The 22232-nt window shown below is 46.8% G+C and carries 25 protein-coding genes and 9 pseudogenes; 7 read left to right on the forward strand and 27 right to left on the reverse strand.

The window, feature by feature from the left end:
* From AACQ83_RS21525 to AACQ83_RS21535, 3 genes and pseudogenes are all read left to right on the forward strand, one after another.
* Positions 1 to 97: pseudogene (locus tag AACQ83_RS21525) on the forward strand (IS5/IS1182 family transposase); the annotation flags it as partial.
* Between the two features lie 3 nt (positions 98 to 100).
* Positions 101 to 358 carry a transposase gene (locus AACQ83_RS21530; RefSeq protein ID WP_112879843.1) on the forward strand — a complete coding sequence of 86 codons (258 nt, stop codon included), beginning with the start codon at positions 101 to 103 and terminating at the stop codon, positions 356 to 358.
* Entirely contained in the window at positions 358 to 543 is a 186-nt protein-coding gene (locus AACQ83_RS21535) for a hypothetical protein (protein ID WP_146747946.1), read from the forward strand. The genes AACQ83_RS21530 and AACQ83_RS21535 overlap by 1 nt, the downstream gene beginning before the upstream one ends.
* Positions 544 to 602: 59 nt before the next feature.
* Here the strand turns inward: AACQ83_RS21535 and AACQ83_RS21540 are convergent, their stop codons facing one another.
* Positions 603 to 1223: a TetR/AcrR family transcriptional regulator gene (locus AACQ83_RS21540; protein ID WP_112879842.1), complete on the reverse strand. Its 621-nt coding sequence runs from the start codon at positions 1221 to 1223 to the stop codon at positions 603 to 605.
* A 140-nt stretch (positions 1224 to 1363) separates the two neighbouring features.
* Between AACQ83_RS21540 and AACQ83_RS21545 the strand changes: the two genes are divergently transcribed.
* The 4 genes and pseudogenes from AACQ83_RS21545 (at position 1364) to AACQ83_RS21560 (ending at position 4438) form a co-directional block, all read left to right on the forward strand.
* Complete coding sequence (locus AACQ83_RS21545) at positions 1364 to 2104, forward strand: Tm-1-like ATP-binding domain-containing protein (RefSeq protein WP_240000888.1); 741 nt, start codon at positions 1364 to 1366, stop codon at positions 2102 to 2104.
* Between the two features lie 112 nt (positions 2105 to 2216).
* The gene (locus AACQ83_RS21550) at positions 2217 to 2441 is read left to right on the forward strand and encodes a hypothetical protein (protein WP_112879841.1); all 225 of its coding nucleotides are present in this window, start codon (positions 2217 to 2219) and stop codon (positions 2439 to 2441) included.
* Positions 2442 to 2722: 281 nt separating this feature from the next.
* The gene (locus tag AACQ83_RS21555) at positions 2723 to 2959 is read left to right on the forward strand and encodes a helix-turn-helix domain-containing protein (protein ID WP_112879840.1); all 237 of its coding nucleotides are present in this window, start codon (positions 2723 to 2725) and stop codon (positions 2957 to 2959) included.
* 533 nt (positions 2960 to 3492) lie between these two features.
* A pseudogene (locus tag AACQ83_RS21560) lies at positions 3493 to 4438 on the forward strand (IS1595 family transposase).
* Positions 4439 to 4938: 500 nt separating this feature from the next.
* Here the strand turns inward: AACQ83_RS21560 and dinQ are convergent.
* The 26 genes and pseudogenes from dinQ to AACQ83_RS21685 all read right to left on the reverse strand — a co-directional run.
* Entirely contained in the window at positions 4939 to 5010 is a 72-nt protein-coding gene (gene dinQ / locus AACQ83_RS24765; protein WP_369293964.1) for a damage-inducible type I toxin DinQ, read from the reverse strand.
* Positions 5011 to 5473: 463 nt separating this feature from the next.
* Positions 5474 to 7105, reverse strand: coding sequence for a phage baseplate assembly protein V (locus tag AACQ83_RS21565; protein ID WP_112879612.1), 1632 nt, complete (start codon positions 7103 to 7105; stop codon positions 5474 to 5476).
* Positions 7105 to 7647, reverse strand: a complete 543-nt coding sequence (locus AACQ83_RS21570; RefSeq protein WP_112879613.1) for a baseplate complex protein — start codon at positions 7645 to 7647, stop codon at positions 7105 to 7107. Before AACQ83_RS21570 ends, AACQ83_RS21565 begins: the two co-directional genes overlap by 1 nt.
* Positions 7619 to 8329, reverse strand: a complete 711-nt coding sequence (locus AACQ83_RS21575) for a hypothetical protein (RefSeq protein ID WP_339367398.1) — start codon at positions 8327 to 8329, stop codon at positions 7619 to 7621. Before AACQ83_RS21575 ends, AACQ83_RS21570 begins: the two co-directional genes overlap by 29 nt.
* A 17-nt stretch (positions 8330 to 8346) precedes the next feature.
* The gene (locus tag AACQ83_RS21580) at positions 8347 to 8967 is read right to left on the reverse strand and encodes a tail fiber assembly protein (protein WP_112879614.1); all 621 of its coding nucleotides are present in this window, start codon (positions 8965 to 8967) and stop codon (positions 8347 to 8349) included.
* Complete coding sequence (locus AACQ83_RS21585) at positions 8967 to 9302, reverse strand: phage tail protein (RefSeq protein WP_339366775.1); 336 nt, start codon at positions 9300 to 9302, stop codon at positions 8967 to 8969. Before AACQ83_RS21585 ends, AACQ83_RS21580 begins: the two co-directional genes overlap by 1 nt.
* Positions 9265 to 9858: a hypothetical protein gene (locus AACQ83_RS21590; protein ID WP_339366776.1), complete on the reverse strand. Its 594-nt coding sequence runs from the start codon at positions 9856 to 9858 to the stop codon at positions 9265 to 9267. The genes AACQ83_RS21585 and AACQ83_RS21590 overlap by 38 nt, the downstream gene beginning before the upstream one ends.
* Positions 9798 to 10763, reverse strand: a complete 966-nt coding sequence (locus AACQ83_RS21595) for a phage tail-collar fiber domain-containing protein (protein ID WP_339366777.1) — start codon at positions 10761 to 10763, stop codon at positions 9798 to 9800. The genes AACQ83_RS21590 and AACQ83_RS21595 overlap by 61 nt, the downstream gene beginning before the upstream one ends.
* Positions 10764 to 10772: 9 nt before the next feature.
* Positions 10773 to 11429: a phage tail protein gene (locus AACQ83_RS21600; RefSeq protein ID WP_112879615.1), complete on the reverse strand. Its 657-nt coding sequence runs from the start codon at positions 11427 to 11429 to the stop codon at positions 10773 to 10775.
* A pseudogene (locus tag AACQ83_RS21605) lies at positions 11422 to 12605 on the reverse strand (baseplate J/gp47 family protein). Before AACQ83_RS21605 ends, AACQ83_RS21600 begins: the two are co-directional and overlap by 8 nt.
* On the reverse strand, positions 12595 to 12930 hold the full coding sequence (locus AACQ83_RS21610) for a DUF2590 family protein (protein ID WP_112879616.1): 336 nt from the start codon (positions 12928 to 12930) through the stop codon (positions 12595 to 12597). The pseudogene AACQ83_RS21605 and the gene AACQ83_RS21610 overlap by 11 nt, the downstream one beginning before the upstream one ends.
* Positions 12923 to 15025: a phage tail tape measure protein gene (locus AACQ83_RS21615; protein WP_112879617.1), complete on the reverse strand. Its 2103-nt coding sequence runs from the start codon at positions 15023 to 15025 to the stop codon at positions 12923 to 12925. Before AACQ83_RS21615 ends, AACQ83_RS21610 begins: the two co-directional genes overlap by 8 nt.
* On the reverse strand, positions 15022 to 15162 hold the full coding sequence (locus AACQ83_RS21620; RefSeq protein WP_158537808.1) for a DUF6890 family protein: 141 nt from the start codon (positions 15160 to 15162) through the stop codon (positions 15022 to 15024). Before AACQ83_RS21620 ends, AACQ83_RS21615 begins: the two co-directional genes overlap by 4 nt.
* Before the next feature lie 50 nt (positions 15163 to 15212).
* Positions 15213 to 15480: pseudogene (locus AACQ83_RS21625) on the reverse strand (putative phage tail assembly chaperone).
* Positions 15481 to 15581: 101 nt separating this feature from the next.
* On the reverse strand, positions 15582 to 15971 hold the full coding sequence (locus AACQ83_RS21630; protein WP_387440088.1) for a hypothetical protein: 390 nt from the start codon (positions 15969 to 15971) through the stop codon (positions 15582 to 15584).
* Positions 15971 to 16307: pseudogene (locus AACQ83_RS21635) on the reverse strand (M15 family metallopeptidase). Before AACQ83_RS21635 ends, AACQ83_RS21630 begins: the two are co-directional and overlap by 1 nt.
* Positions 16304 to 16597 (reverse strand): phage holin family protein, encoded by a 294-nt coding sequence (locus AACQ83_RS21640; protein ID WP_112879620.1) that lies wholly within the window; start codon positions 16595 to 16597, stop codon positions 16304 to 16306. The pseudogene AACQ83_RS21635 and the gene AACQ83_RS21640 overlap by 4 nt, the downstream one beginning before the upstream one ends.
* 12 nt (positions 16598 to 16609) lie before the next feature.
* Positions 16610 to 17064: pseudogene (locus AACQ83_RS21645) on the reverse strand (phage protein).
* Positions 17061 to 18185, reverse strand: coding sequence for a DUF2586 domain-containing protein (locus AACQ83_RS21650; protein WP_192881066.1), 1125 nt, complete (start codon positions 18183 to 18185; stop codon positions 17061 to 17063). Before AACQ83_RS21650 ends, AACQ83_RS21645 begins: the two are co-directional and overlap by 4 nt.
* 8 nt (positions 18186 to 18193) lie before the next feature.
* A complete protein-coding gene (locus AACQ83_RS21655) occupies positions 18194 to 18892 on the reverse strand; it encodes a hypothetical protein (RefSeq protein ID WP_146747929.1) in 699 nt (232 codons plus the stop codon).
* On the reverse strand, positions 18889 to 19386 hold the full coding sequence (locus tag AACQ83_RS21660) for a phage tail protein (protein ID WP_112879623.1): 498 nt from the start codon (positions 19384 to 19386) through the stop codon (positions 18889 to 18891). The genes AACQ83_RS21655 and AACQ83_RS21660 overlap by 4 nt, the downstream gene beginning before the upstream one ends.
* Positions 19383 to 19835: a head completion/stabilization protein gene (locus tag AACQ83_RS21665; protein WP_146747930.1), complete on the reverse strand. Its 453-nt coding sequence runs from the start codon at positions 19833 to 19835 to the stop codon at positions 19383 to 19385. Before AACQ83_RS21665 ends, AACQ83_RS21660 begins: the two co-directional genes overlap by 4 nt.
* 98 nt (positions 19836 to 19933) lie before the next feature.
* Positions 19934 to 20658 (reverse strand): annotated as a pseudogene (gpM, locus tag AACQ83_RS21670) (phage terminase small subunit).
* Positions 20658 to 21101 (reverse strand): annotated as a pseudogene (locus tag AACQ83_RS21675) (P2 family phage major capsid protein); the annotation flags it as partial. The pseudogenes AACQ83_RS21675 and gpM, both read right to left, overlap by 1 nt.
* A gap of 170 nt (positions 21102 to 21271) precedes the next feature.
* Positions 21272 to 22102: a GPO family capsid scaffolding protein gene (locus AACQ83_RS21680; protein ID WP_112879626.1), complete on the reverse strand. Its 831-nt coding sequence runs from the start codon at positions 22100 to 22102 to the stop codon at positions 21272 to 21274.
* A gap of 18 nt (positions 22103 to 22120) precedes the next feature.
* Positions 22121 to 22232: pseudogene (locus AACQ83_RS21685) on the reverse strand (IS982 family transposase); the annotation flags it as partial.

Raw genomic sequence — 22232 nt, forward strand, 5'->3', positions numbered from 1 at the left:
TGCAATAGCAACAAGATACGATAAGTTGGAACGTAATTACGCCAGTATGCTAGCTCTGGGTTTTATCATCATCTGGCTGCCTATGTGGACTGAATAAATTATGTACCCGAAAGGTAAACAGCCCCTATTCGAAGTCTATCAGCAGCGTTGGGAAATAGAATTGAGTTATAGGGAAATCAAGCGGACACTTCTTCAGTCAAATCATCTACTAAGAAGTAAAAAACCTGAGATGGTGAAACAGGAACTTTGGGGCGTATTACTCGCCTATAACCTTGTCCGTATTGCAATGATTAAAGCGGTGAAGAAAACTGAAATCTTGCCAAATAGACTCAGCTTCTCCATTGCACACGGCATGTGATGAGCTACCTGCTCACAACACCACTGACTAGTGCAGGTAATTTACCTAAGCGCTATGCTTACTTATTGGAAACATTAAGCATGTTTGAATTACCAGCAAAGCTTCCTGACAGAAAATATCCGAGAGTAGTGAGGCGTAAACCGCAAAAATACCCGGTAAAAAGAGAGGCCAGTCGGCTTAACTGACTGGCATTAGGGCCTCATGCCCGGTTTTTTTACCCTTATGTTAAAAAACGGTCTTCTGATTATTTTAACTCCTCATTAATGGCCTGCCGAACAATCAACTTTGCGGCCCAACTCGTTAAGTTGATGATTTCATCATTTTCTAAGCCAAAAGTATCTTTCAGAATAGTCATAGCCTCTGTACCATATAAAACTGAAATCAACATAACAATCTTATGTATTGTGTCATCTTTGAGCTGACCTTTTAGCGGCGCTAACGCCGTAGAAAGTGTCTCTTTACGGTTACTTTTTTTCTTCAAAACAGGTCGTTTGTGGTTATCTTCACCGGATAAAGATTCCTGCCAGCGTAACTGAGAAATGCGTAAAGCATCCCTCATCAGTGCCTCATTGGCTTCTATTTCTTCATAACCCCATCTTAATAATTTCTCAATATTTTCCTCTGCATCATTGCCCATAGGGGGGATAACGAATGATCCAATGACTTGTTTTACAACATACTCTACAAAATCACTGTGGGTTGAAAAGTAGCTGCGCAACGTGACCTTCGCATATTCAGCTTCATTAGCAATCTCTTCAGGAGACGGAAATTTTTTTTCACGATATAACTTCAAAGCTGAATGAGTGATACGTTCCAGGGTACGACGCCGGACTGGTGACAGATTTTTTTCATCAAACAGAATCATTTAAACCCCTTAAAATTTTAACCGTATAGCATTAATAATAAAAAATATCACTAATGATAAAAAGTAACTTGCATGTTGTAAAATATTACAATAGGTTTACATTTGTCTTTGAACTAGGTATGCCACATGGGGTGAACACTATGACGCGATTTGTGGTTGTCGTTGGCACAGCAGACACAAAACTGGGCGAGCTGGTCTGGCTGAAATGTTGTTTACACCTCGCAGGAGTGGATTCAATCATCATTGATGTGTCTACATCAATTCCTGGGAAAAATCATCAGAATAAAAAGGTCGATACTCATTCACTTCAGGTAGCTGAGTATCATCCCGCTGGCGCTGATCCCGTTTTTTGTGGCGTGCGGAATAACGCGATAACAGCGATGTCTGTCGCCCTCACGAATTTCCTGAACAGTTCAATCGACGATATCGCAGGGGTGATTGGTATCGGTGGCTCAGGCGGAACGGCGCTGATTACTCCGGCTATGCAAAGCCTGCCGATCGGTTTGCCTAAAATCATGATATCCACTATGGCGTCAGGGAATGTCTCCCCCTACGTTAGGGACAGCAATATTGCCATGCTTTATACGGTAACCTATCTCAACGGACTAAACCGTATTTCTCATTCAGTATTGTCTAATGCTGCAAATATGATGGCGGGCTCTGTCAATTATTTTACGCCATTGGCTAATATTCATAAACCCGCTTTAGAGTTGACGATGTTTGGTATGACGACTCCGTGCATTGATCAGACTAACATTAAAGATTATTTGGCTGTTGTTCAGATTATTGCCCGCGAATTAAGTTTGATCTTTGAACCTAAATTAATAAGAAATAAAGCGTGGAAACAAGCTGAACGCATTTTTAATATGAAATTCCTTTAGTGAAATTTACGATTCTTGATTCTAATTAAAATAGAAATAAAAAATCATCTTTACTGTTGATCATCAATGAAATAAAAACATCCATATGAGATAAGGGTTTTAATGATTTGATATGTCAGATAATCAGAAAGAAATTTTAAAACAGCTCAGGCGAGATCCATTGATGAAACCATCGGAATTAGCCGATATTTTTGGGATTGGACGTTCATGTACTTCAGGGCATAAAGACATTGTTCACTTTGAACAAAAATGCTCAGCTTTAGTCTTGTCCTTAAAGTTTACCAGTAATCCCAGCTTATCTCATAATAAAGTGAAAAACTTTTTGGGATCAAAATGAAAATTATTTTGGCAGGGTAATAACGCAAAACATTACTTGCAACAGTAATGGGCATGAATGACAAGGACGTTTTTTAGTAATAGTAATCTGATAAATAACCAGGAATCATGGTCCTGTGTTCATGGACATTGGTAAGAAATTTTTTGCCGATATGTCTGTTATTAGCCTTTTCATGGCGGCTCTGGCGGGAGAGGTTTTGGTTTTGCTTGCCGGAAATGAACACTGATTCATGTATCCTATTTGAATAGCCACCATAAATCAATTAGGGGAAGTAAACAGAGATGATAACGACTCAAAATGACTGGCATCCGGCAGATATTATTGCTGCATTGCGTAAACGCGGCACAACACTTGCCGCATTATCAAGGGAATCGGGACTGAGCCCATCGACACTATCTAATGCATTAATACGCCGGTGGCCTAAAGGGGAGAGGATTATTGCGGACAGACTAGGAGTGCATCCTTCAGAAATTTGGCCCAGTCGATATTTTGACAAGAATGGGGATCCCATTAAGTAAAATTTTCGAAATTATTTGAATAACAGAACTAATGATAATAGTCTATATGCTATCCAGTCCTAATTTAAATCCACTATTATTTTTGTGTATTCAGAGGGGATACTATAAAAAACAGGTTTCATTAGATCAATGATATGCATATATACCCTATGGATTTCAAGATGCATCGCGACGGCAAGGGAGTGAATCCCCGGGAGCATAGCAAACTATGTGACCGGGGTGAGCGAGTACAGCCAACAAAGAGGCAACTTGAAAGATGACAGGTATATCAGTTCTGGCAACTTCTTTATATGAGGTGTTCCTTGAAAAAGTAGCTAAAGAATTTTTATAACCCTTATCGGGTCTTATTACATTGGAGTGTGATATAAATCAAGAAATTTATCGTACTCTTGTCGCGTATAATGAGGAAAAAGATGTTTATGTTATTAATAATCCAGGGCTGGTTAAAACTCTTTTAAAAATTCCTGATTATCACTTAAATTCAGCTCCCATAGGCGTATACTTAAAATAAGTCTGTGTGGAGGTAAATGAAAATGGCTAAAAATCAGATTCAATTCCAAAAAGGCATTTCTATTCATGAGTTTATTTCATTATAGGGTCATGAAGAGCAATGCCAGAAACAGGTGTTCGATATGCGCTGGCCTACGGGGTATCACTGCCCTCATTGTGGGCATGATAAGTATTGCCAGTTAAAATCTCGTCTCCTTTATCAGTGCAATCAATGCCATCATCAGACATCTTTGACGGCCGGCACAGTGTTTTCTGCGTCAAAATTACCTTTAACTGTGTGGTTTTTGGCGATTTATCTCATGACTCAGGAGAAAAATGGGATTTCTGCACTTGAATTGTCACGTCAACTGGGCATTTCCTACAACGCTGCATGGCGTATGAAACACAAGCTAATGAAAGCGATGAAAGAACGGGATGACGAAAAGCCTCTCGGCGGGTTTATTCAGCTTGACGACGCATACTGGGGAGGGGCTCAGCATGGCCCCCGAGGGCGAGGGGCAAAAGGGAAATGCCCTTTCGTTGCGGCGGTTTCAATGAATGAAAAGGGCCACCCTATGTTCATGCGTTTCAGCGTTGTGAAAGGGTTTAAGACCGGGGGAACTTACCCGTTGGGCTAAAATGCATCTTAAACCAAAATCCCTTGTTATTTCAGATGGATTAGCTTGCTTTCGAGGGATTGAGCAAGCCGGGACTTTCCATTTGCCCCTCGTCACCGGCGGTGGAGCGCAGAGTGTTAAGCTTCCTTATTTTCAGTGGGTTAACACAATGATGAGTAATGTAAAAAATTCGATACGCGGAACATATCATTCGATTAGCAAAAAGTATTTACCTCGTTATCTTGCCGAATTCTGTTTCAGGTTCAATTGGCGCTTTAACCTTAAAAAAACATTCGAACAGCTTATTTATTCATGTATCCGGGCAGCACCTATACCTGAGTATTTACTCAAGCTAGCTGAGATTCGATGGTAATCAGGTTCTTTAATATCAGAATTGTATTCAAGCTCTATGAAGGTGTAAAAAAAGCCCGCATGTTGCGGGCGAGATAATTGTGTTTCAGACCATCAGAACACGAACCAGTAGCGCTGATTGATACCACATTTAAAAAGGCGTCCCAGTGTTATTATGTGTATGACTCGCGGTAAACTGAAAATTATTTAACCATATCAATCGATTAACTCATTAACTCCATTACACTAATCTGTTGACTACCCTCCCATACTACTGGAGCAATAATCGCTTGAGCAAGGGTTCAAGTCCAGTCGGGATTGCCAAATTTAAGCTGCTAGATCAGTATATTAGGCCACTTAAACAAGAGTGGCTTAATAGGTTGATGAGTGAATGACGCTATGTGCATCTGGTTGCGTTTTGTGAGAGGTAAAGATTATAAAACACAGTAGCTTGATCAAAAGCGGTAAATGTTAAAGGCCACCAGGAGGTTACCCCGATGGCCTTAGCTACGTTTCCGTTATCTATTTCAGAAATGCACGGATCAGCTCTAAAAGCGCGATTAACGCTTTGAGAACGATGATAGCAGTGTCAATAAATGCTTTCACCCGTTTGCTCCAGTTAGGAGCACGACTTAACCAGCCATTGCCTTTACGCTGCCTGTCCGGCTAGCTTCCATCAAGTCAGTTAAGGAATATCGCGCTCTGACCGAGGCACTGAATCAGCACCACCTGTACTCAGCCAGGACTTACGAAAACTTGCGTCAGAGATACACAGGCCAGAACGCTACCCCAAACTAACAGCCGTTGATTATAGGTTTATTTTCAGATGATTCAATCAATTAAAATGATGAGTTGGTAAAAACAAAAAAACCAACTGGTGAGGTTGGCTTTTTTGTTTTTACACATACAGGGCGGGGGTATCTTTTGTGCTATTACCGAGATTAGTAGCCTCAGTCCTAGCGCGATATTCCTTAACTGACGTAACCAGTCTAATACCTATAGCATAAAATATCAACCTAGGGTACAGCGTAAAGGACCTCACACAAATGGACGATATTCACCCAATCACAGGTGAATACTTCTGTTTCAGCCCATCCGATTTATAGGCCGTATTCCTTATTGCGCTGGAGTTTTCCGGCGTGCCTGTGTTGTGGTGCGTATGCGCGGCAGTCAGTTCCGCCAGTTCTTTAACCACATCCAACGTCTCTAACATCAAAGTTATAACGTTGATTTGCTGGCTGCCCACCCAAACCACTGGTGCGACGATTTCTTGCCTGGCTCCGGCGATGCTCTGCTTAAGCAGGCCAATTTTCTCTATCAGCTTTTGTCCGATTTCAATATTGGCCCCTTTCCCCACACTGGCGACAAAATTCGATGACGTTGCTATGCAATAATCGCCGTCAGCAATTTGCTGGATTGTCCCCGCCAATAGCGTAGCTGTACCCAAAACGGTAGCTTTATCCGTGGCCTGTATCGTGGTTTCCCGTGCAACTGCGGTACGTGTTTCCGTGTCTGCCCTGACTTCACGGTGCATAGACGATTCATTAATGGTCTGGTCAGTCTGACGAATCCAACTCCCCTCCTGCGTCACTCTCTGCGAGACTTCCGCCCGCTGCTGCTGCAATTGTTCGCCTGGCTTGATATCGGGCAAGGTATTGCCCTGGCTTAATGTCTGCCGGATAAAGGGCTTATCCGGCCTACCTGCCTCAAAAGCGATTTCAACCACCGTTCCGACTGGCGGATATTGGAACATACCGGATTCACTGCCCGCCATCGGTAAAGGCAGCGGGACAGCGGCATCCTGACCATCATTATCTAACAATTGAACATCAACGGCATAGCGCGGTCGGAATGGGTCGGAAATATCACCGCTAACCGTGCTTTCAGTGTGTGCCTCAATGCGGGCAAATTTGGGTAAGTGCAACCCTGCCGATAATTCGGGGTAGGCGGCATCAATCTGGCGCTGCATGGGCGTTCCGGTCTGCGACTGACCGGTCAGTTTGTTGACGGCTTCCCATGTAATGACCATGTTTTCATTGTTCAGATTGACCTTGTTCAACTGGTGCTGGTTGATCACCACGCCTGGGCGCAACGATGGGATCATGGGAATGGTCATCGCATTGCCTGCGGACTGGCGCCGGCTAAATGCATTCGGAATGTCGACGGGTTTCCCCGCAAACATCGAATGCGCCCCGCTGCCGACATAAACCGAGCCATCCGGCAACTGATGCCAGAGATAATCCTCAATCGAAAAAACCTGCCCAAGATTAGCCAGCAACTGATAGCCGGTACCATGATGGGTAAAATGCGGGATAGGTGTCTCTGTATAAGGGGCATCCGGCAATATGAAGGTCAGTCCGCTGTACTCCTGCAACCAGTCCGCAATCTGGCTCAGTGTTGGATGCTGAAATGAACACGGCCATAATCGATCAAACACACTAACCAGCTCTCGCACAAAAAGACGCTGATAATCGTTTTGGGCTGGCTGTGAGCGTGCCACATAACCCGTAAACCAGCGCAACACTAAATCAGTGTAACCGACATCCAGCCGCACCAGTTTTCCAGTGTAATCCGTTGTCGTCTCCGCCGTGATAAAGCCACGACCACAGGATGCCAGTTCCAGCATAATATTGGCGTCAACCAGGTGAATTTCATCACCGGAAAGGTAGAGCCGGTTAATCGGTGTCATTATTTGGCGGGGCCTATTTTGTCATTAATCGATTTCAATACTTTTCTTTCAAACCAGCTTAATTTTTCCGGCGCTTCTTTTGCTGCGGCTGCGGCTGCGCCCTGCCCTGTTTGCTTTTTGGCCTGAATATTATCGGCAGTGCGGGCGTCCCGTTTTTCAGCAACAGAGAAGTGTTCACGTAAAGTAAATGTGACCTGCCAGGCCTGTTTACCGTCGATTTTGCTGGCATCAATAGTATGGGTGAATGTCCCGATACGAAAATTGATGGCCTGCGCGGTAAGGTTGGCGACACGGTAGCGTTTTAGGCTGCCGCCGTCTTTCGCTTCTGCCAAGGCAAATAAGCGTGACAGCGTTTTTTGTTCGGGAAAGGGGATGATCCCCGTAATGCGCAACTCTTTAGGCTTAATGCCTTGCTCTGCCACGGCGGTACTGGATGACTGGCCGCTTTGGTCTGTGTCCTGAAATACCACCGATGGGGTTACAGTCAGACTTTTTAATGGTATGGCCTCGCCATCAAGGGCGAGTGTGATAATTTGGCTCATTGTGTAGCATCCTTTCTAATGCGCTAATATCGTCCCCGGTAAATAGTGTCGCCAGCGTGTAAACGGCGTCCTGTTCAGGGATATCCTGACGCAATTTTTCGGCCAGAAATGCACCATTCCCTTTCTCTGAGAATACCCAGACACCCGCCGATTTGTCTCTGACGCCATTCAGGGCGGCAGTGACTTGTTGTAAGGCGTTCTGTCTTGCCGTGGTGAAGTGTGTTAATTGCGATTTCAATCCCGCAATACTATTGCTCACACTGGCCTGTGCCTTCGCCTGCGCAACCAATTGCGCATTCACGGCCAGGCGGCTGGTCGATGTTGAAAACGGTTGAGGCAGAGGCAAACCGCCCCCCGATCTCCCAGGCAATTGCATTTTGGTGATCGCCAGACATTCCGCTGTCTTTGCCATACGGGTGACCTGAGAAAATACCGGCAACGGCAACACCGCTGAAAATTGGGTTAAATGCTGGATAAATTCATTATGCGTTTTCGCGCAGATCATGAGTACAACGGCGCTTATGTTTCCAGCGCCCCTGATTTTATTTGCCAGATAATTGATGGCGTTTGCCGGACTCAGATAGCGACCACTGTCCGTTTTATGTCCGATGCCGTATACGAACGGATGGACGGATAGCATCGAGCAATGCATCCCCGTCATATTCGGGGAGATGCGCATCATTTTCCGTTGCCAGTTCATCACGCGGGTTGCTCAGGCCAGTTGATACCGGGGGCAGTTGAAAGATCTACCCGGTTCACCCGCACACGATATTTTTTCCATTCTACGAGTACTGATTTTTCGGTATCAGTGGCGATATCCAGATCAATGGCATCCTGTAAAGGCTTAATTGCCGCATCGGCCTGCTGCTGTAGCGAGATTTTTTGCTGCTCAGCCTGTTCAATTTGATGAGCTTTTAGGGCTGATTTATCTGTTACCCATTGCTTATTCTCCCACTTATCAAAGGGAGTTTGGGGTGATTGCAGGGTGAGATTATCTGGCAACACGCCGATGGCGGTAATATTGATCGGCCGGCCTGTATCGGTTGCATACGCCGTTTTACCCCGATAGTCAGGCACATGTCGCCAGGATTTTTCATCTACACTACGACAAATCGCAATATCATGAGTGTCAGGTAATGCGGGCGCATCCAAATACGCATTAGCGGCAACAGAAAAACCTCGTGGCACCAGATCCATATCGGCCCCAATATATTCTCGTGTTTCAGGATGACAACGATAAACCGCCACCCATCCGCTAACAATGGCTAACCCATCATCATCAAACCGGGCCATTTGAATATCTGCACTGTATTTAGCCATTACTTTACCCTCGTAATATAAATCACTGATTTGTTGACAGGTCGGTTTTCATTTGCTGTCGGGACCACTCTCGACGCGTCAAATGTCCATGAAATCACCCCACCACCGGCACCGGCTGCGCGACCGCCTGCCTTATACCGGTAGCTGAATGCACCAGACGCGTTGCTCCCGCTCTCAATAGTGGGATTACCTAATGATCCCGTGATATTTCTGATCGCGTCCCCCTGAACACTCCCTAACGAACGACCGGAATCTAAACCGCGTCCTCTATCCAGACCACGCTTAAATAAGCCTCTGTCATCGGGTAATTTCAGATCGGGAAAAATTTTGGCCATCTGCCGCACGGAATGAGCGTCCCTCATTGGGTTCATATCCGGCGGGTATCGGCGCAGCCGAATGCCATTCGATAGTGGCGCCAATAGGAATACCCATCGTCATCTTTTGCTCTACGGTACCGTTAGCGTTGAGAAATCGGGTGTGCAACTGTGCATCGGCATCAATCCAAATTTGCCCCGTGTCACCCCCTACTCCAATACTCACCCCTTTGGCCCATCCATTTTCCCGACCACAAGAAAACGGCCCCGAATAATGCCTGTCCGGTAGCGCAGTCATATAGGTAGTCTGGTGATAGGCGCCAACATCACCCGCCATCAAATTGATATCAGACAATAGCAATTTCCCGTTAATTTTCCTGTCATTGGGTACAGCATTCCTTGCCCGTTCGACGGTTTCCACTAAGCCTATGTTTTTGACAAATTCATTCTTATTGAGAATATCTGCGCCGTGCTGGTTTTTAGCCAGGCGACTATTGGCGTTTTCGCTGACAACAGTTAATGCGGCATTCGTGGCATAGTCCCCTTTCGACTGTTTCCCATGCAGACCGCTTTCCATGCCTGCTGAGTCACATATTCCCGTTTCACGTTATCAATCTCTTGATAAATAGCGGAAATATCACGGGCATTCAATGACCCTTTAATGCGCAAATCCATTACATCACCGTTGCCATCAACACCCGCAACCGCAAAGACATAATGCGGATACCCTGCCGCATCGACGTAGTTTTTAAGATCATTGGCTGCGACGATATGAACGATAGTTTTCCACTGGCTCACCAAATTGCCTTGATAGCTAAAATCCGCATAAACGCGGGTATCGCGCAGGCGGTTAAGCGTTTGATCAAACGCCAATTCCCCCCGCAATCCGCCGACATAAGCCAGCCCTTTTTTGACCGTGTACCGGTCACCACTGCGAACCACGGAAAACCCATCACCAAAAAAAGCCGCCTCACCGTAACTGTCAGCATTAATCAGGCGCTGCATTTCATCGATGCCGGATAAACGGGCGGTAAAATCAATCTGCCAGGTTTCCGCCGTGGTCGTGATAGCGGTCTCTTTAGCTACCCCGTCAAACTCCAGCAAGAAAGAACGGGTGAGTACATTTCCCTGTAATCCGTTCGCGGTCTTAATTTTTTTCTGAGTTGGGGCATGGGTAATCATGCCAATAATGCCAGAAGCCTTATTTATCAGGCCAATCCAGTTAAAATCAAAATGACCGGCTTCCGTTCCCAATGTGACACTGTAGGCTACAGCGTTTTCGCTCGCTAACCCTGTTTTGTTCACAGCCTGGCGATGCACAATATGACTTTCTACGAGTAATTTCTCATCGCGATTAATGGCAAGAGTGGGATCTAAATCCAGCACATAAGCAAAAACAAACTCATCCAAAACCACTGGCTTTCCCGCCGCGGCCTGCTGCGCTTTCCATTTCTCAAAGTCTACTGTAATCACTGATGCCATATTATTTCCTTATAATGATGCACCGTAGGTAATATTGGGTGCGGTAATCTCCGTTAAACTGGCGCTATCAAAAACGGACTCCCCCGACATGTAACCCACTTTTAATAGCAAGGACGGCGAGGACATGGCCGCGTAATAACAGCAATATTCCACACCTAAACTGCCCACACGCATAAACAGTTTGTTATTCGTCATCACTTCAAAACGGTAGCGGCGGCAGGTAAGGCCGTACTGACGAATAATGTTCATCAGCAAATCAGGATACTCGGCTATTTGGCCGTCACTGATCCGCAAAATAATCACATCCCAATCTATGCCTGGCTGACGTTCCAGTACTTCAACATGGCCGACCCCTAAACGTTCAAAGATGGCGATAAATCCCGCGACACTGCCCGCCTCTCTGGCGTTAATAAACGCGTATTTCACACGCTTACGAAATAATGTCAGCGGTTCACCGTTAAAACGCTGGATGTCCCGCTGATAGGCCAACATCGGCAGTAATTCCGCCGAACAAGTTTCCGCGTCCAATTGGGCTAACGGCCATGTCAGCCAGCGGTAAATCATTAACCAGAACTCACGCGCGGCCCAAAGTAGTTTGGCGGGTTCTCCCTTATCCATCCATGACGGCAAGGCCAACCGCTTGAGTCGTTCCCTAAATTCAGACATTCTTCACCTCAATTATCAATGATTGCAGCCTGGGCACACTTAAATCACTCAAAATGTCACCCAATGAAAAGGTCAGTGATTCAATCTCAGCAAATTCACGGTGTATTTCTTGTCCCAGGTTGGAAAAGGAAAATCGGGCATACGGCCAGGTTTTTTTCACATGATATTCCCTATTTTCCCGAAAGGCGCAGCAGATCAGGTTTTCAACATCCGTTTTCAACGCGGCGATTTGTTCCTGGCGGTAGTTCGCCACGTTCTCGACAATAGCGTCACCGTCAGCGTGTGATATGTTTCCGGCAGCGGTAAGCACTGCATATCATCACCATGCCCATGATGTCCCTGATGGGTGATGTAATCGTTCACTACGTCAATAAAGGGCTGGCTGATAACGCCCGAATCCAGTAATAAATAGGCGTTTGCCGTTCCGGCGCCACGAGGCGCATCATGCAGGAAAAAAATGCGGTCGATACTTAAGCCTACAACACTGGCAATCATGCCGCGGTAAACTGCGTCCGTGTGATAGTTACCCACAAGGTTATATTGATTCCGGCAACGATCACGCAAATCATCGTCAGATTCCGCATCTGCGCCGGGTGTCAATAACCAACCTTCCTCATTTTGTACTCTTTCAATACCGGATACGGACACGGGCAAGAGACGAAAATAGCCGGGCGCAAGGTTGAATGCGCCCCCTGAGGTCTCTGCGGTTACAGGCAGTAAGGCACTGGTGACCCCTTCCGCAATCACCACGCTTTCCGTGGTGCTGACGCGATAGATTTCGCCATTAATGCGCTCGGTCTGGATAACCGTTCCCACCGGCACGGTGACCGCCGATGCCCCTGCGGTTTTATAGAAGCGGAGCACACCCTGCGCAGCGGATGCGGGTTTACGTTTCAGGTTGACGCCCCACGCAAACATATCCAGCCATGTGCCGGATGCGGTCGCCAAATACATATTTTTTAAGGTGACATTGATTAACGCCGCTTTCAGCCATAACACAGGGCGCGTCACTAGGGTGTTAATCAGCCGCCAAAACGGAGACATTTTCGACGTGTTAGTGACAAGCCCTGCCTCATCCACAACTTTAGCAAAGGCGGCACTGATTTCGGCCTCGGTGGTCGGCATCCCGCCATCATGTAACACCTTTTCGTAATCAATCGTCGGTTTAGTTTCCATTGCCCACACTCACGTTGATACGGCCAAACTCGTAAGTTTCGACGAATATCCATAATTTAGTCGGTGATTCTTCATTAATGATGATCGTCCCTGGAATAATTCGCTCGTCGTCTTCGACCAGAATTTCTATCTGTGTGCGAATGTCTGCCCGTAGTGTTGGACTGCGTTCGGCAATAAGTTTCGTTGCCAGACCACTTTCAATAATGGCGTGCACACAATCCTGACCGATGGAAACACGGTTATGACAGAAACGTGGCTCATTCCCTGAATTGAGTGTGAAATTGCGCTCGTTAATGAACAAATCAATGTATTTCGGCTCATCCATATGCCACGTGCTCCCATTCCGTTAATTGCTCAGGTGTCATGCCGTTGGAAATATTCAACGTCACATTTTCAATGCGGCGGCTGTTATCATTGATAGTCTGTGAGTGGGTTGTCACTTCTTTGAGCAGACCATTTTTATTAATGCCCTGCTTTTTCCCGCCCGTTAATACACTCTGCGTTTCAGACAGTTTAACAACCTTACCAGGCTGAACCATTTGAGATTGTCCCCGTAATACCTCACTGGGCTGAAAAATGATTTTCTGGCTATTCCCATCAATACCCCTCTCAGGAATCGCCGCTTTTCCCATTGGTTCAGCAACGGTTTTTTCAATGGCCTTGGTTTCAATATTGATACCGGGAATACCATTTAATTTATCGACAATCCAATTATAGGTATCGCTAAACGACTCCATCAGCCAATCCCATAAGCCGCCAAAAATATTGCCAATGCTATCCACAATGCCCGAAAAGGTATCTGCCAGTGAAAAACGGCTAAACCCGTTACACAGATTATTCCAACCCTCCGCGATCCCATCCCAGACCGCACTAAATATCCCGCCGACCCATTTCACATAAGCCGCCACAATCTTAAATGCCGTGGTGTTCATCATGGTGGCTTTAATTTCGTCCCAATGCTGGATCAGCTTATAAATGCCGTAAGCGAGCAAAGCGATAACGGCAATAATCAGCAATATCGGCCAGCTCATAAAGGTGAAAGAGACACCCGCCGACATTGCCGCAATCCTGACTGCCAACAGAACACCCCGCAAAACTCTTAGCGTAACGTTCCATACGGTAATGGCAGCGTTATAGAGCCATACTGCCGCCGCGCCCAATTTCAAGCTCAAAGTACAGGCTGCCCAAATCCCCTTAAGGCCAATCCAAATAAATGCAGACACGCCCATCACGACATTGGCGGCAGCCCCCGCAGCGGCAAAACTCAGAATACCGATGGTGATATAACCGACCCAACGGGCGATATTCGGAAACAATTTCAGCCAGCGCCCCAGTAATTGACTGGCATTGGCAAGCCTATTGACCAGTGAAGAGATCACCGGGAGCAATGTTAAACCTACGGCGATACGGATATTCTGCCAAATAGCGTGTAACCGTTCCCACGGGTTCGCCATCCGCTCGGCCATTTCGCGAGCACGTTTCAGGCCATCATTGGCCCCTAATGCCGAAATAGTCTTACTCAGTCTATCCACATTGCCATACAATTGTTTTACGACAATGGCAGAATCGCCAAACGCCTCCTCAATTTCCTTTTGTGCCTTGAGGTTGCCCTCAATGTTCCTGCCATATTTGGCCTGTAACTTTTCCAGCATTTCCGGCAGGGTTAACATATGACCGGACGCATTAACAAAGCTGATACTGAGTTTCTTCGCGCCCTCAACGGCATCGGTCAAAAACGATTCATAAACACTACTGGACTCTGTACCCAATGAACGGTGCAATTCCCCCAATACCGCCAATTGTTCATCAATGCCTACACCGAAATGCGTTCCGGCTGCGCGGACCCCCTCCATCAAATCCGCGATTTCCTCCATACTGGCGCCAAATATTTTCGACATGATGATGGCTTTTCCCGCCAGTTCCTCAGCAAACTGAATATTCCCCACGGCTTTAGCATGACTGGAAAAATTCGAAAACATCTGCCCCATATATTTAGTCGTATCTGCCGCACTGGATTTCAGGGCGGCGGCGGTGATATTGGCGATATGGGTCAGCTGCGGTAAGTCATTTTGTGACAGTTCGCTAATCTTCTTACTGATTTCCACAGTTGATTGCACAAATTCAATCGATGACTTGCCATACAATGAACTGAATTTCATGGCATCCGCCGCCACTTTCGCCATCACGCCACTATCAACCCCCTGAAGTGATGCCTCTGTCATCGCATCATCCCATTGAATAGCCGGATCAAGACTCCCCTTAATTGACCAGAATGTCCCCGCTAACCCTGCGCCGCCGACTGCAATTTTTTCAAACGCCGTTTGTGATACTTTGGCAAACCCTGATACAGCCGCTTTCGCACTGGCAAGCGGTTGTGTCAGTTTATCAATTAGGCTTAATGTAAAATCTAATTGCCTCATGGTTCACCCTTTAATGCTAATGCAATACCATTCGCGGTTGCGATCCGCATATTTTCCCAATAACGATTATCCAACCAAATTGCACGGGCTAAATTGTCCGTATTATCGTTCTCATTCGGTAAATAATGACGGCGCAATATTAACGCTTGTTCAAACAGGCTGTTATCAATGGATTTAACCCGCGTATTTAGTTTTTTATTTCAATTTCCAGTTTTGGCGCATATTCGGCATTGACCTTTTCAACGATTTGCATCGCAGCACCGGGTATTTTTAACCATTCATCTAAAATTGATTTAGACGCAGGCTGAACAATACGGCGCAAATAGGTAAATGGGTACGACCTTATTATCCATTGCCATATCGTTAATCATGCTATTATAAGCAACAATATTCGGCTCGAATGTAATTTCATTTTCACCGACAATTAAAGTAATGACTTTATTTTCTTTGCTCATAGGTTAATTCCTTTCTTTTATTAATTTCATCCACTAATTGATTATGCCGTGCGGCGCAATTACCATATAATTTGGAATAATCCATTATAACATTTGCCAGATTATTTCCGGTTGTTCCCGTCAGTTTCGGTAATCTGTTCTGACATTTTGTCAGTAAGTTTTCCTGATAATGAACGTTCAATACTTTCGGCTGTATCGTTGTACATCCTGACAAACTCAGGACTAACGCACACATGAGTAAAAACAGGCCGAACCATTTCAGTATGAATCTCTCGTGGGGCGGCATGGGATATCCCTTCTAACTTATTTTCCAATTGTCGGGCGGATACACTGGAAATGTGTTGCAGTTCCTGCCTGATTTTTTCCCCCGCGACATCCGCTGCCCGTGTGATATTCAACTCCAGACTGTCACGGTAATAATGGTTTACTCGCCAGCCTGTACAGAATGCCAATGCCAGGAAAGTCAAATACAGCATCCAGGCATTGAACATCATTTCACCCCATTATGCGCCAGTGAGAAATGATTGCCGTCCGGTCGAGAAAATCGCCCGCCCCACGTGCCGCCAAGCGATTCCCAATATTCTCCTAACGGTAAATAAGCATGACTGTTTGTCTGGTACTCGCCCCCGATAAATAAATTCAGATCTATCGCCAGCCGTTGAATATGCAGGCTAGGCAATGCCTTTCCCTATCTGAGCGTTTAACTTCGCCTGTTCTGGTGTACGATAAGCCTCGCCTAAAGTAAGGCGATAACCGCGTTCGTCCACCCATAAGATCAATTGTGCGACCAGTACCGCAAATAATTGCTGTTTTTCACTCAGTGTCATTTTTTCAACTTCCCTGTTAACAAAGCGCTGCCGCGCTTGCGTAGCCAAACTTCAATTAACTGATAGCCGGCAATCCCTAATGCGCTGCCTATCCCTGTGACCGCTATCAGGCTGATACCCGGCCACCAAATCAGCAATACTCCCGCCATCACTGACACAGCCGACCCTAAGATAATCCGGCCAATGAAAAGCCGCAGGGTGATCGGTTCATCACCTGTTAGCATCTTTCCTAATGCAATCAGTGCCCCCAATAGCACCAGCGTCACAAAGGTTTTCTCATGTTCTTCCATGAACACACCTCTTTACCCTATCAGGCCTTGTGTCAGTTCTGCTTCCAGATAGGGAATGCCATTAATGCGCACAAAATCGGGACTGGTCACCACAAATTTCACTTTATGCATCATGACACTGCCGCCTTTCGGATCAACGTCCAGAATATCGCTCACAATCAGTTTGCAGCCGTAAGCCTCAACTTTGATTTCTTCGTTACCAGCCTTGGCATACCACATCAAATCGACGGGCTGAATACCCCGCCATGAACCCACCGTGCGCGCTTTAGCGGTCACAATCTCCAGATATTTGGTCTGAGTTCAATCTCCCCCTCTGCCGCCACATCACCGGAAATATAGCCATCCGGTACGCCCTGTGTTTGGACGGCGGCGGTGTTGTCCGTAATGGACAGATTGACCTTTTCCGCATGAACCAGATCCCCGTCCATATTAAAATCAACCGACTGGCCTGAAATACGTTTGCTCATGCGGTTTTCTCCAGACTGCTACCCAGCAACAGACTCACCGAGATCCCTTTCGGACATTCGTAAATGCGAACAGTGATATAAATTTCCACCGTGTTTTTATTACGCCATGTCATCACCACGTCTTCATCTTTTGGGGATTTCACTTCCCCCGGAAAAGTCACGCCGTTAATTTCAGTACTGCCCGACATTTCACGCAAGGTACGGGCGAAGTATGCCTGATGCGTTGCGACACTGCCCGGCGTGCTGTTTAAGCTACGGTCGGCAATTTTAGCGATAGCCTGCAAGCGCACCCGATGTGCTACTTTATCGACAACCCGCAAGTTTTCGATACTCTGGTAGTCTCCGCCTTCTACGTCCAATGTGCGGCCATCTGACCAATACATGCCGTCATAATCGGGATACCACATCGGCACACTGAAACGCAGTTTTTCCAGTGCCTGCAAGGTTGCCAGATCAATCGGCTGACCTGTGCCATCTTTTGGAAAATCGGTTGAACCCAAATCCATCAACGCCCCGGTTTGTACCCGTGCGGGACTGTCCGCCACGGTGACGGCGCGGTTACATAAACGCCCGGCCAATACCCCCGCCTCATTGCCCCACAGACACGGCACCAGTTGCACCGATGCCACAGCTTCACCCTTTTGTAGCTCTGCCAGACGGGTGACATAATCCGCCCAAGTCTCTTTTGCCTGTGTGCCATCAACCGCCAGAATAGCCCACTGCCAGCGGCCAAATTTAGCCATCGTGTTGGCTCGCAAGGTTTGCGCTGCCTTAATCATAGCTTTGGTTGCGCCGACCGTCAGTACATAGCCCTCAATACTGGCTATACGTTGCGCCGACGTCACCGCCTCAACAAACGCCAATTCATCCGTCGATTCCGGCAATACATGGATATACCCAGACCAGTTTTGCCCCGCATTTGCCATTGCCGCCAATACATGGCGTTTCAGGGCGGTTTCAGCCGTTCTCAACACGGAATCAAAATCGGTCTGGGTATTAACCACAATAGTTTTACCTGTGTTGGTTTTTCCCATCCCAACGAAAAGCAGTACCCGCTCAATTTCCTCTATTTCGCTTTGCAGTTGATTAACCTGGTTAACCTGAACATGTGGCCACATGATTTAATCCCTTACCTCATGTCTTGCGCTTTAACATCCCAACCATAATTGATAGCCTGTAGTTGCCGCTTCAGAACCTTAAAGAATTCTTCATCATTCAATCCCAAGAATTCACGGGCAGGAATATCAATCGTCCATGCACTTTTAGCTGTTTTACCACTCAATTTACGGATCTTGTCTCCCGCATAAATAAATAGCATATTCTCAGTAATTTCTTTGATTGTTGGCTTACGCAGTCTTTTTCCTTTTTTGACCTGATAACCCAAATCCCGCAGTTTTTTCGCCTGCTTAATGGTTGCCATGCGCTCACGGCCAACGCGCTTTTGCACCTGCCGCCGACTGATCTGAACACGCATCCCATTTTGCTGTGCATACCCCACAACACCCGCAGGTACCTGCTGTTTTCCGTTCCGATAATGCCCACCTTGCAGGTAAATGCATACAGCGTCCATTTCCGGCATTTCCCGGATATACAGCAACCTCGGCATATTCCTTAACATCTTCTTGCGCCACGGACTTTTTCTGACAGCCCATCTCCCACCATCCGGTGATTGCTGGTTACGCACATTGCGTTTTGCCGCCTGAATCACCCCGTATTTCGCCATCCGCCATAACAGGCGTTGGCGCTTTTTCGGGGGTAGCTCAAGGCCACTCAGTGTTTTTTGCAGTGCTTTAAGCTGATTTCGGTTTAACTGCCCATTCATCATTATTGGATTTGTCCAACGGGTACGCCTGACTCATCCGCGCTATGCACGACACCACTTTCAGCAAACCAGATTTCGGTATCAGTCAGCATCCATCGCTTGCCATCAAAGGGGACGATGCCGTTTTTATCTTCACGCATGACAACAGGCTCTGACAGTGACAACGACACCACAACGACGGCAGTTTCCTCATCCACTTCAACGGTCATCGCTGGCCGTTCATGCTCCAGATTGGAATCCCCTAAATCATTGCTCTGCTCAGTCAACCACACCTCTATTAACAATGGGACATATCGCGGATCAAACTCCCTATATGGAAAACGCCCCCAGGCAATCACCGCCTCATACTGCTGGATAAACATCTGGTATTGTCCCAGACCTAAATCCCGTTGCGCAGGAATAAAACGAATTTCATCCATTTCACTGGTAAATTCTATCTTACAGAGACGTTCTGGCAGGTTTTCCCGCAAAAATGCCGTTAAATGATGTAATTTGCTCATATCATGCGTACCGTTGTACGCCCGTATCCCTTCATATTGCGGATAACAAAAGCCGCTTCCGCTAATAAACGGGGACGCAGTTCAGGACTTTCTTGTGACGGATGAGGGGCACGACTGACAATAGCCGTGTATTCCCCCAACAGATCCGCTTTTGCCCTGGCATAAACAGCCTTTTTATACTGACCGACTAACGCATTAACGCCATTGATAGCCATGCCTGGCACATCTGCGGCTTTCTGATAGCCTTTTGCCTGCAATCGGACTTTCAGACGCTGTAAGTCAAGATTGATTTCAGCGGCACTTGCCAGCAATGCCTGGGCTAACAGGTCATTATCTAAGTCAGCCGGAATATTGCGATTAACCTGAAATTCCCGTAAGTTCAAATCCGGCCAAAAACCGTCATTGGTCAACGGTTCATCCCGATAATCGAGGGTGTTGCCACTAAACATCTCGCCTCTCCCATCCATAAAAAAGCGGGCAGTCCGGTTTCCACGGCCATGAGCAATCCTTGCCATGCCTCCACCGCGCCCGCTCCGGCTTGCGGTAGTCATTGTTTATCTTGGTATAGCGATTGGGTTGTCAATGCCCGTAGACGGGCGGCAATCCGTTGCCGATAAGTTTTTACCCCTGATTTTGGATTGCACTGATGCGCTTTTGATAACCAGATATCCGCCTGCTCCAGCACATCCAACCTATCAACCGAACTCGCCTTAATGTCGGCGTTATCCCCTTTTAGCCGGTTTAAGGCAGCAAATTTGTAGTATTTCGCCTTGATTTTCTCGTGTACTTGCCATTTTTCAGTCACATTGTTGAATGTCCTTGAAAAATAGGGTTCAACACTATTCCCGGCGTCGGCTTCCACCTGTGCCCAGAGTAAAACAGTGTCGGCCACAAAGGCCGGAAAGCTACTGCGAAAATTGTCGGGGGTGAGCTGCCCTTGCTCAATGGCGATATCCGCCCAATCCAATCCTTTGGCAAAATCCCCAATATCAAATAACCAAATCACACAGTAGGCAAAAATCGGGTTTCGGTAAATTTCCCCCTCGGCTATGTAGCGTTCCGCCGTGGGCAGATAATTAGGCAACAGTTCCCGCTTTTTCATCTCTACCCGCTCCGCCGTTAACGCCAACTGGCGTAACCGCTTAATATCCTGCTCAATGGCGCGGGCTTGCAAGTGCATACTCGCCCCCTCTGCAATGGTAACGCTTGTTGCCGCGCCAGCTTCTGGCGAAGTTCAACCGCAGCCCTGTGTCGTTGAGCAGGTGACAGCATTATTCTGTATCCAGTTTTTCAGCAGGTTCAGCCACAGTACCGATAATTACGGCATCTTCATCATAGGCCGCGTACAATTCCGGCTCTTCCAATGCATAGCCTTCATTGCGTAAGTATTTATTTTCGAACTGCTTGCGGTCATCCTCAAACGCCGCCTTACGCTGGCGAGTATTACGCTGTGTCAGAATTTGTAGGTTAGACAGTAGGGTGACTGACATACGTTTACCCGGCATAAATGGCGGTATCATCGCCAGACAGCCAGCGATGGAACTCCCCAACATTTGCGCCGCAATTTTTTCAGTCGGTTTATCTGCCGCCTGATACAGTCGATATTGTTCCGCTGCCACTAAGTCAGCACCGACCAGTACCACTAAGCGCGGATCATGCCTGAATTGTTGCGGAATACAGGCGTTAATCAGGTCTGACGCCATCGCATCCAATTCCAACAACGCGCTGCGCAAGGCGGTTTCCTTCGGGTCAGTCAGCGCAAAGTAACGCGATGTATCTTCTACTCCATAGGCTTGGGCTAATCCCGCCGTATATTTCTGTAAAAATGACCGTGCCCGATGATTCAGTTGCATAGCTCTTCCCTTTGCCTTTTTCCATCATGGAATTACAGAAATTTAAAAGGCTCGTTTTTGTCGCCTTTTGGGTTACGCGAGGGTAAGCGGGTAGCAATACCGTCCAATTTGTTAAACTTTTTTAGAATATCGGGCAAACTGTCACGTAAACGCGCAAATTCTTTGGTATCGACAACCGCTTTCATTGTCTCGACATCTTCCTGAACGTCAGCGACTGCTTGCTCGGTGGACTCCTGCTTACCCTCAAGCGCGGTAATTCGCGCTTCCAAATCGGCTACAGCCTGGGCCAACGCCTGCAACGCATCATCGCTTGATGGTTCTGACTTAGTTTCTTCTGATTCTTCAATGTTAAAAAAGCTTTTCCATCCTTTTTTGGACCTTGCCATGTCGTTATCCTTAATGTGTTTAACCTCATCAATAACCAGTGGCTTATACGCACCGAATCGACGATGTTGGTTCCTTTTTTTAAATTGCAGACGCGTTGTGCCCACACTGGCGGGTGAGTCAGTCACGGCCAGTCCTTCCAGATAGGTTTTGCCGGTTCCGCGAAAATCACCATCAGGTGTAAGTTCAACAGAGGTAAACAGTAATTGTCCCTCTCGATTGGCCTGTAACAAATGATGATTGGGTCGCAGTTGCGCATATAAGCGTAAAACCCCGTCGTCATCTCGCCCGGCTTTAACGGCTAACACTTCACCCATTGCCCCGAACCCACGTTCATGTTCCGGCCAAATGCGAGCGGTGTACAACGCTGGGTTATAGAGTTCGGCCGCATCTAAAATCCATTGCGGTTCCATCACTCGGCCATCAACCGTATCGCCTTCCGTGGCAATACATATCCAGTTAGTCATTAACTGAGACATATTTAACCTGAGTTCTGGTTAAGCCGTCACTAATATGTCCATTTCTGAGCGGGAGATATTCAGTGACGGTTTGTTCTCTTTGAAACAATAAGCGATTAGCCCTCCTAACACATTCAACATGAATCCCTGT

This window comes from Photorhabdus sp. S10-54 (assembly GCF_963878145.1).
In the GTDB taxonomy this organism is placed as follows: domain Bacteria; phylum Pseudomonadota; class Gammaproteobacteria; order Enterobacterales; family Enterobacteriaceae; genus Photorhabdus; species Photorhabdus kayaii.

Bases quoted from the DNA above. Each gene is read 5' to 3' on its own strand.
- AACQ83_RS21530 (WP_112879843.1), top strand. From the start codon at position 101: ATGTACCCGAAAGGTAAACAGCCCCTATTCGAAGTCTATCAGCAGCGT.
- AACQ83_RS21535 (WP_146747946.1), top strand. From the start codon at position 358: ATGAGCTACCTGCTCACAACACCACTGACTAGTGCAGGTAATTTACCT.
- AACQ83_RS21540 (WP_112879842.1), bottom strand. From the start codon at position 1,223: ATGATTCTGTTTGATGAAAAAAATCTGTCACCAGTCCGGCGTCGTACC.
- AACQ83_RS21545 (WP_240000888.1), top strand. From the start codon at position 1,364: ATGACGCGATTTGTGGTTGTCGTTGGCACAGCAGACACAAAACTGGGC.
- AACQ83_RS21550 (WP_112879841.1), top strand. From the start codon at position 2,217: ATGTCAGATAATCAGAAAGAAATTTTAAAACAGCTCAGGCGAGATCCA.
- AACQ83_RS21555 (WP_112879840.1), top strand. From the start codon at position 2,723: ATGATAACGACTCAAAATGACTGGCATCCGGCAGATATTATTGCTGCA.
- AACQ83_RS21565 (WP_112879612.1), bottom strand. From the start codon at position 7,105: ATGACACCGATTAACCGGCTCTACCTTTCCGGTGATGAAATTCACCTG.
- AACQ83_RS21570 (WP_112879613.1), bottom strand. From the start codon at position 7,647: ATGAGCCAAATTATCACACTCGCCCTTGATGGCGAGGCCATACCATTA.
- AACQ83_RS21575 (WP_339367398.1), bottom strand. From the start codon at position 8,329: ATGATGCGCATCTCCCCGAATATGACGGGGATGCATTGCTCGATGCTA.
- AACQ83_RS21580 (WP_112879614.1), bottom strand. From the start codon at position 8,967: ATGGCTAAATACAGTGCAGATATTCAAATGGCCCGGTTTGATGATGAT.
- AACQ83_RS21585 (WP_339366775.1), bottom strand. From the start codon at position 9,302: ATGGCCAAAATTTTTCCCGATCTGAAATTACCCGATGACAGAGGCTTA.
- AACQ83_RS21590 (WP_339366776.1), bottom strand. From the start codon at position 9,858: ATGGAAAGCGGTCTGCATGGGAAACAGTCGAAAGGGGACTATGCCACG.
- AACQ83_RS21595 (WP_339366777.1), bottom strand. From the start codon at position 10,763: ATGGCATCAGTGATTACAGTAGACTTTGAGAAATGGAAAGCGCAGCAG.
- AACQ83_RS21600 (WP_112879615.1), bottom strand. From the start codon at position 11,429: ATGTCTGAATTTAGGGAACGACTCAAGCGGTTGGCCTTGCCGTCATGG.
- AACQ83_RS21610 (WP_112879616.1), bottom strand. From the start codon at position 12,930: ATGGATGAGCCGAAATACATTGATTTGTTCATTAACGAGCGCAATTTC.
- AACQ83_RS21615 (WP_112879617.1), bottom strand. From the start codon at position 15,025: ATGAGGCAATTAGATTTTACATTAAGCCTAATTGATAAACTGACACAA.
- AACQ83_RS21630 (WP_387440088.1), bottom strand. From the start codon at position 15,971: ATGTTCAATGCCTGGATGCTGTATTTGACTTTCCTGGCATTGGCATTC.
- AACQ83_RS21640 (WP_112879620.1), bottom strand. From the start codon at position 16,597: ATGGAAGAACATGAGAAAACCTTTGTGACGCTGGTGCTATTGGGGGCA.
- AACQ83_RS21660 (WP_112879623.1), bottom strand. From the start codon at position 19,386: ATGAGCAAATTACATCATTTAACGGCATTTTTGCGGGAAAACCTGCCA.
- AACQ83_RS21665 (WP_146747930.1), bottom strand. From the start codon at position 19,835: ATGTTTAGTGGCAACACCCTCGATTATCGGGATGAACCGTTGACCAAT.
- AACQ83_RS21680 (WP_112879626.1), bottom strand. From the start codon at position 22,102: ATGTCTCAGTTAATGACTAACTGGATATGTATTGCCACGGAAGGCGAT.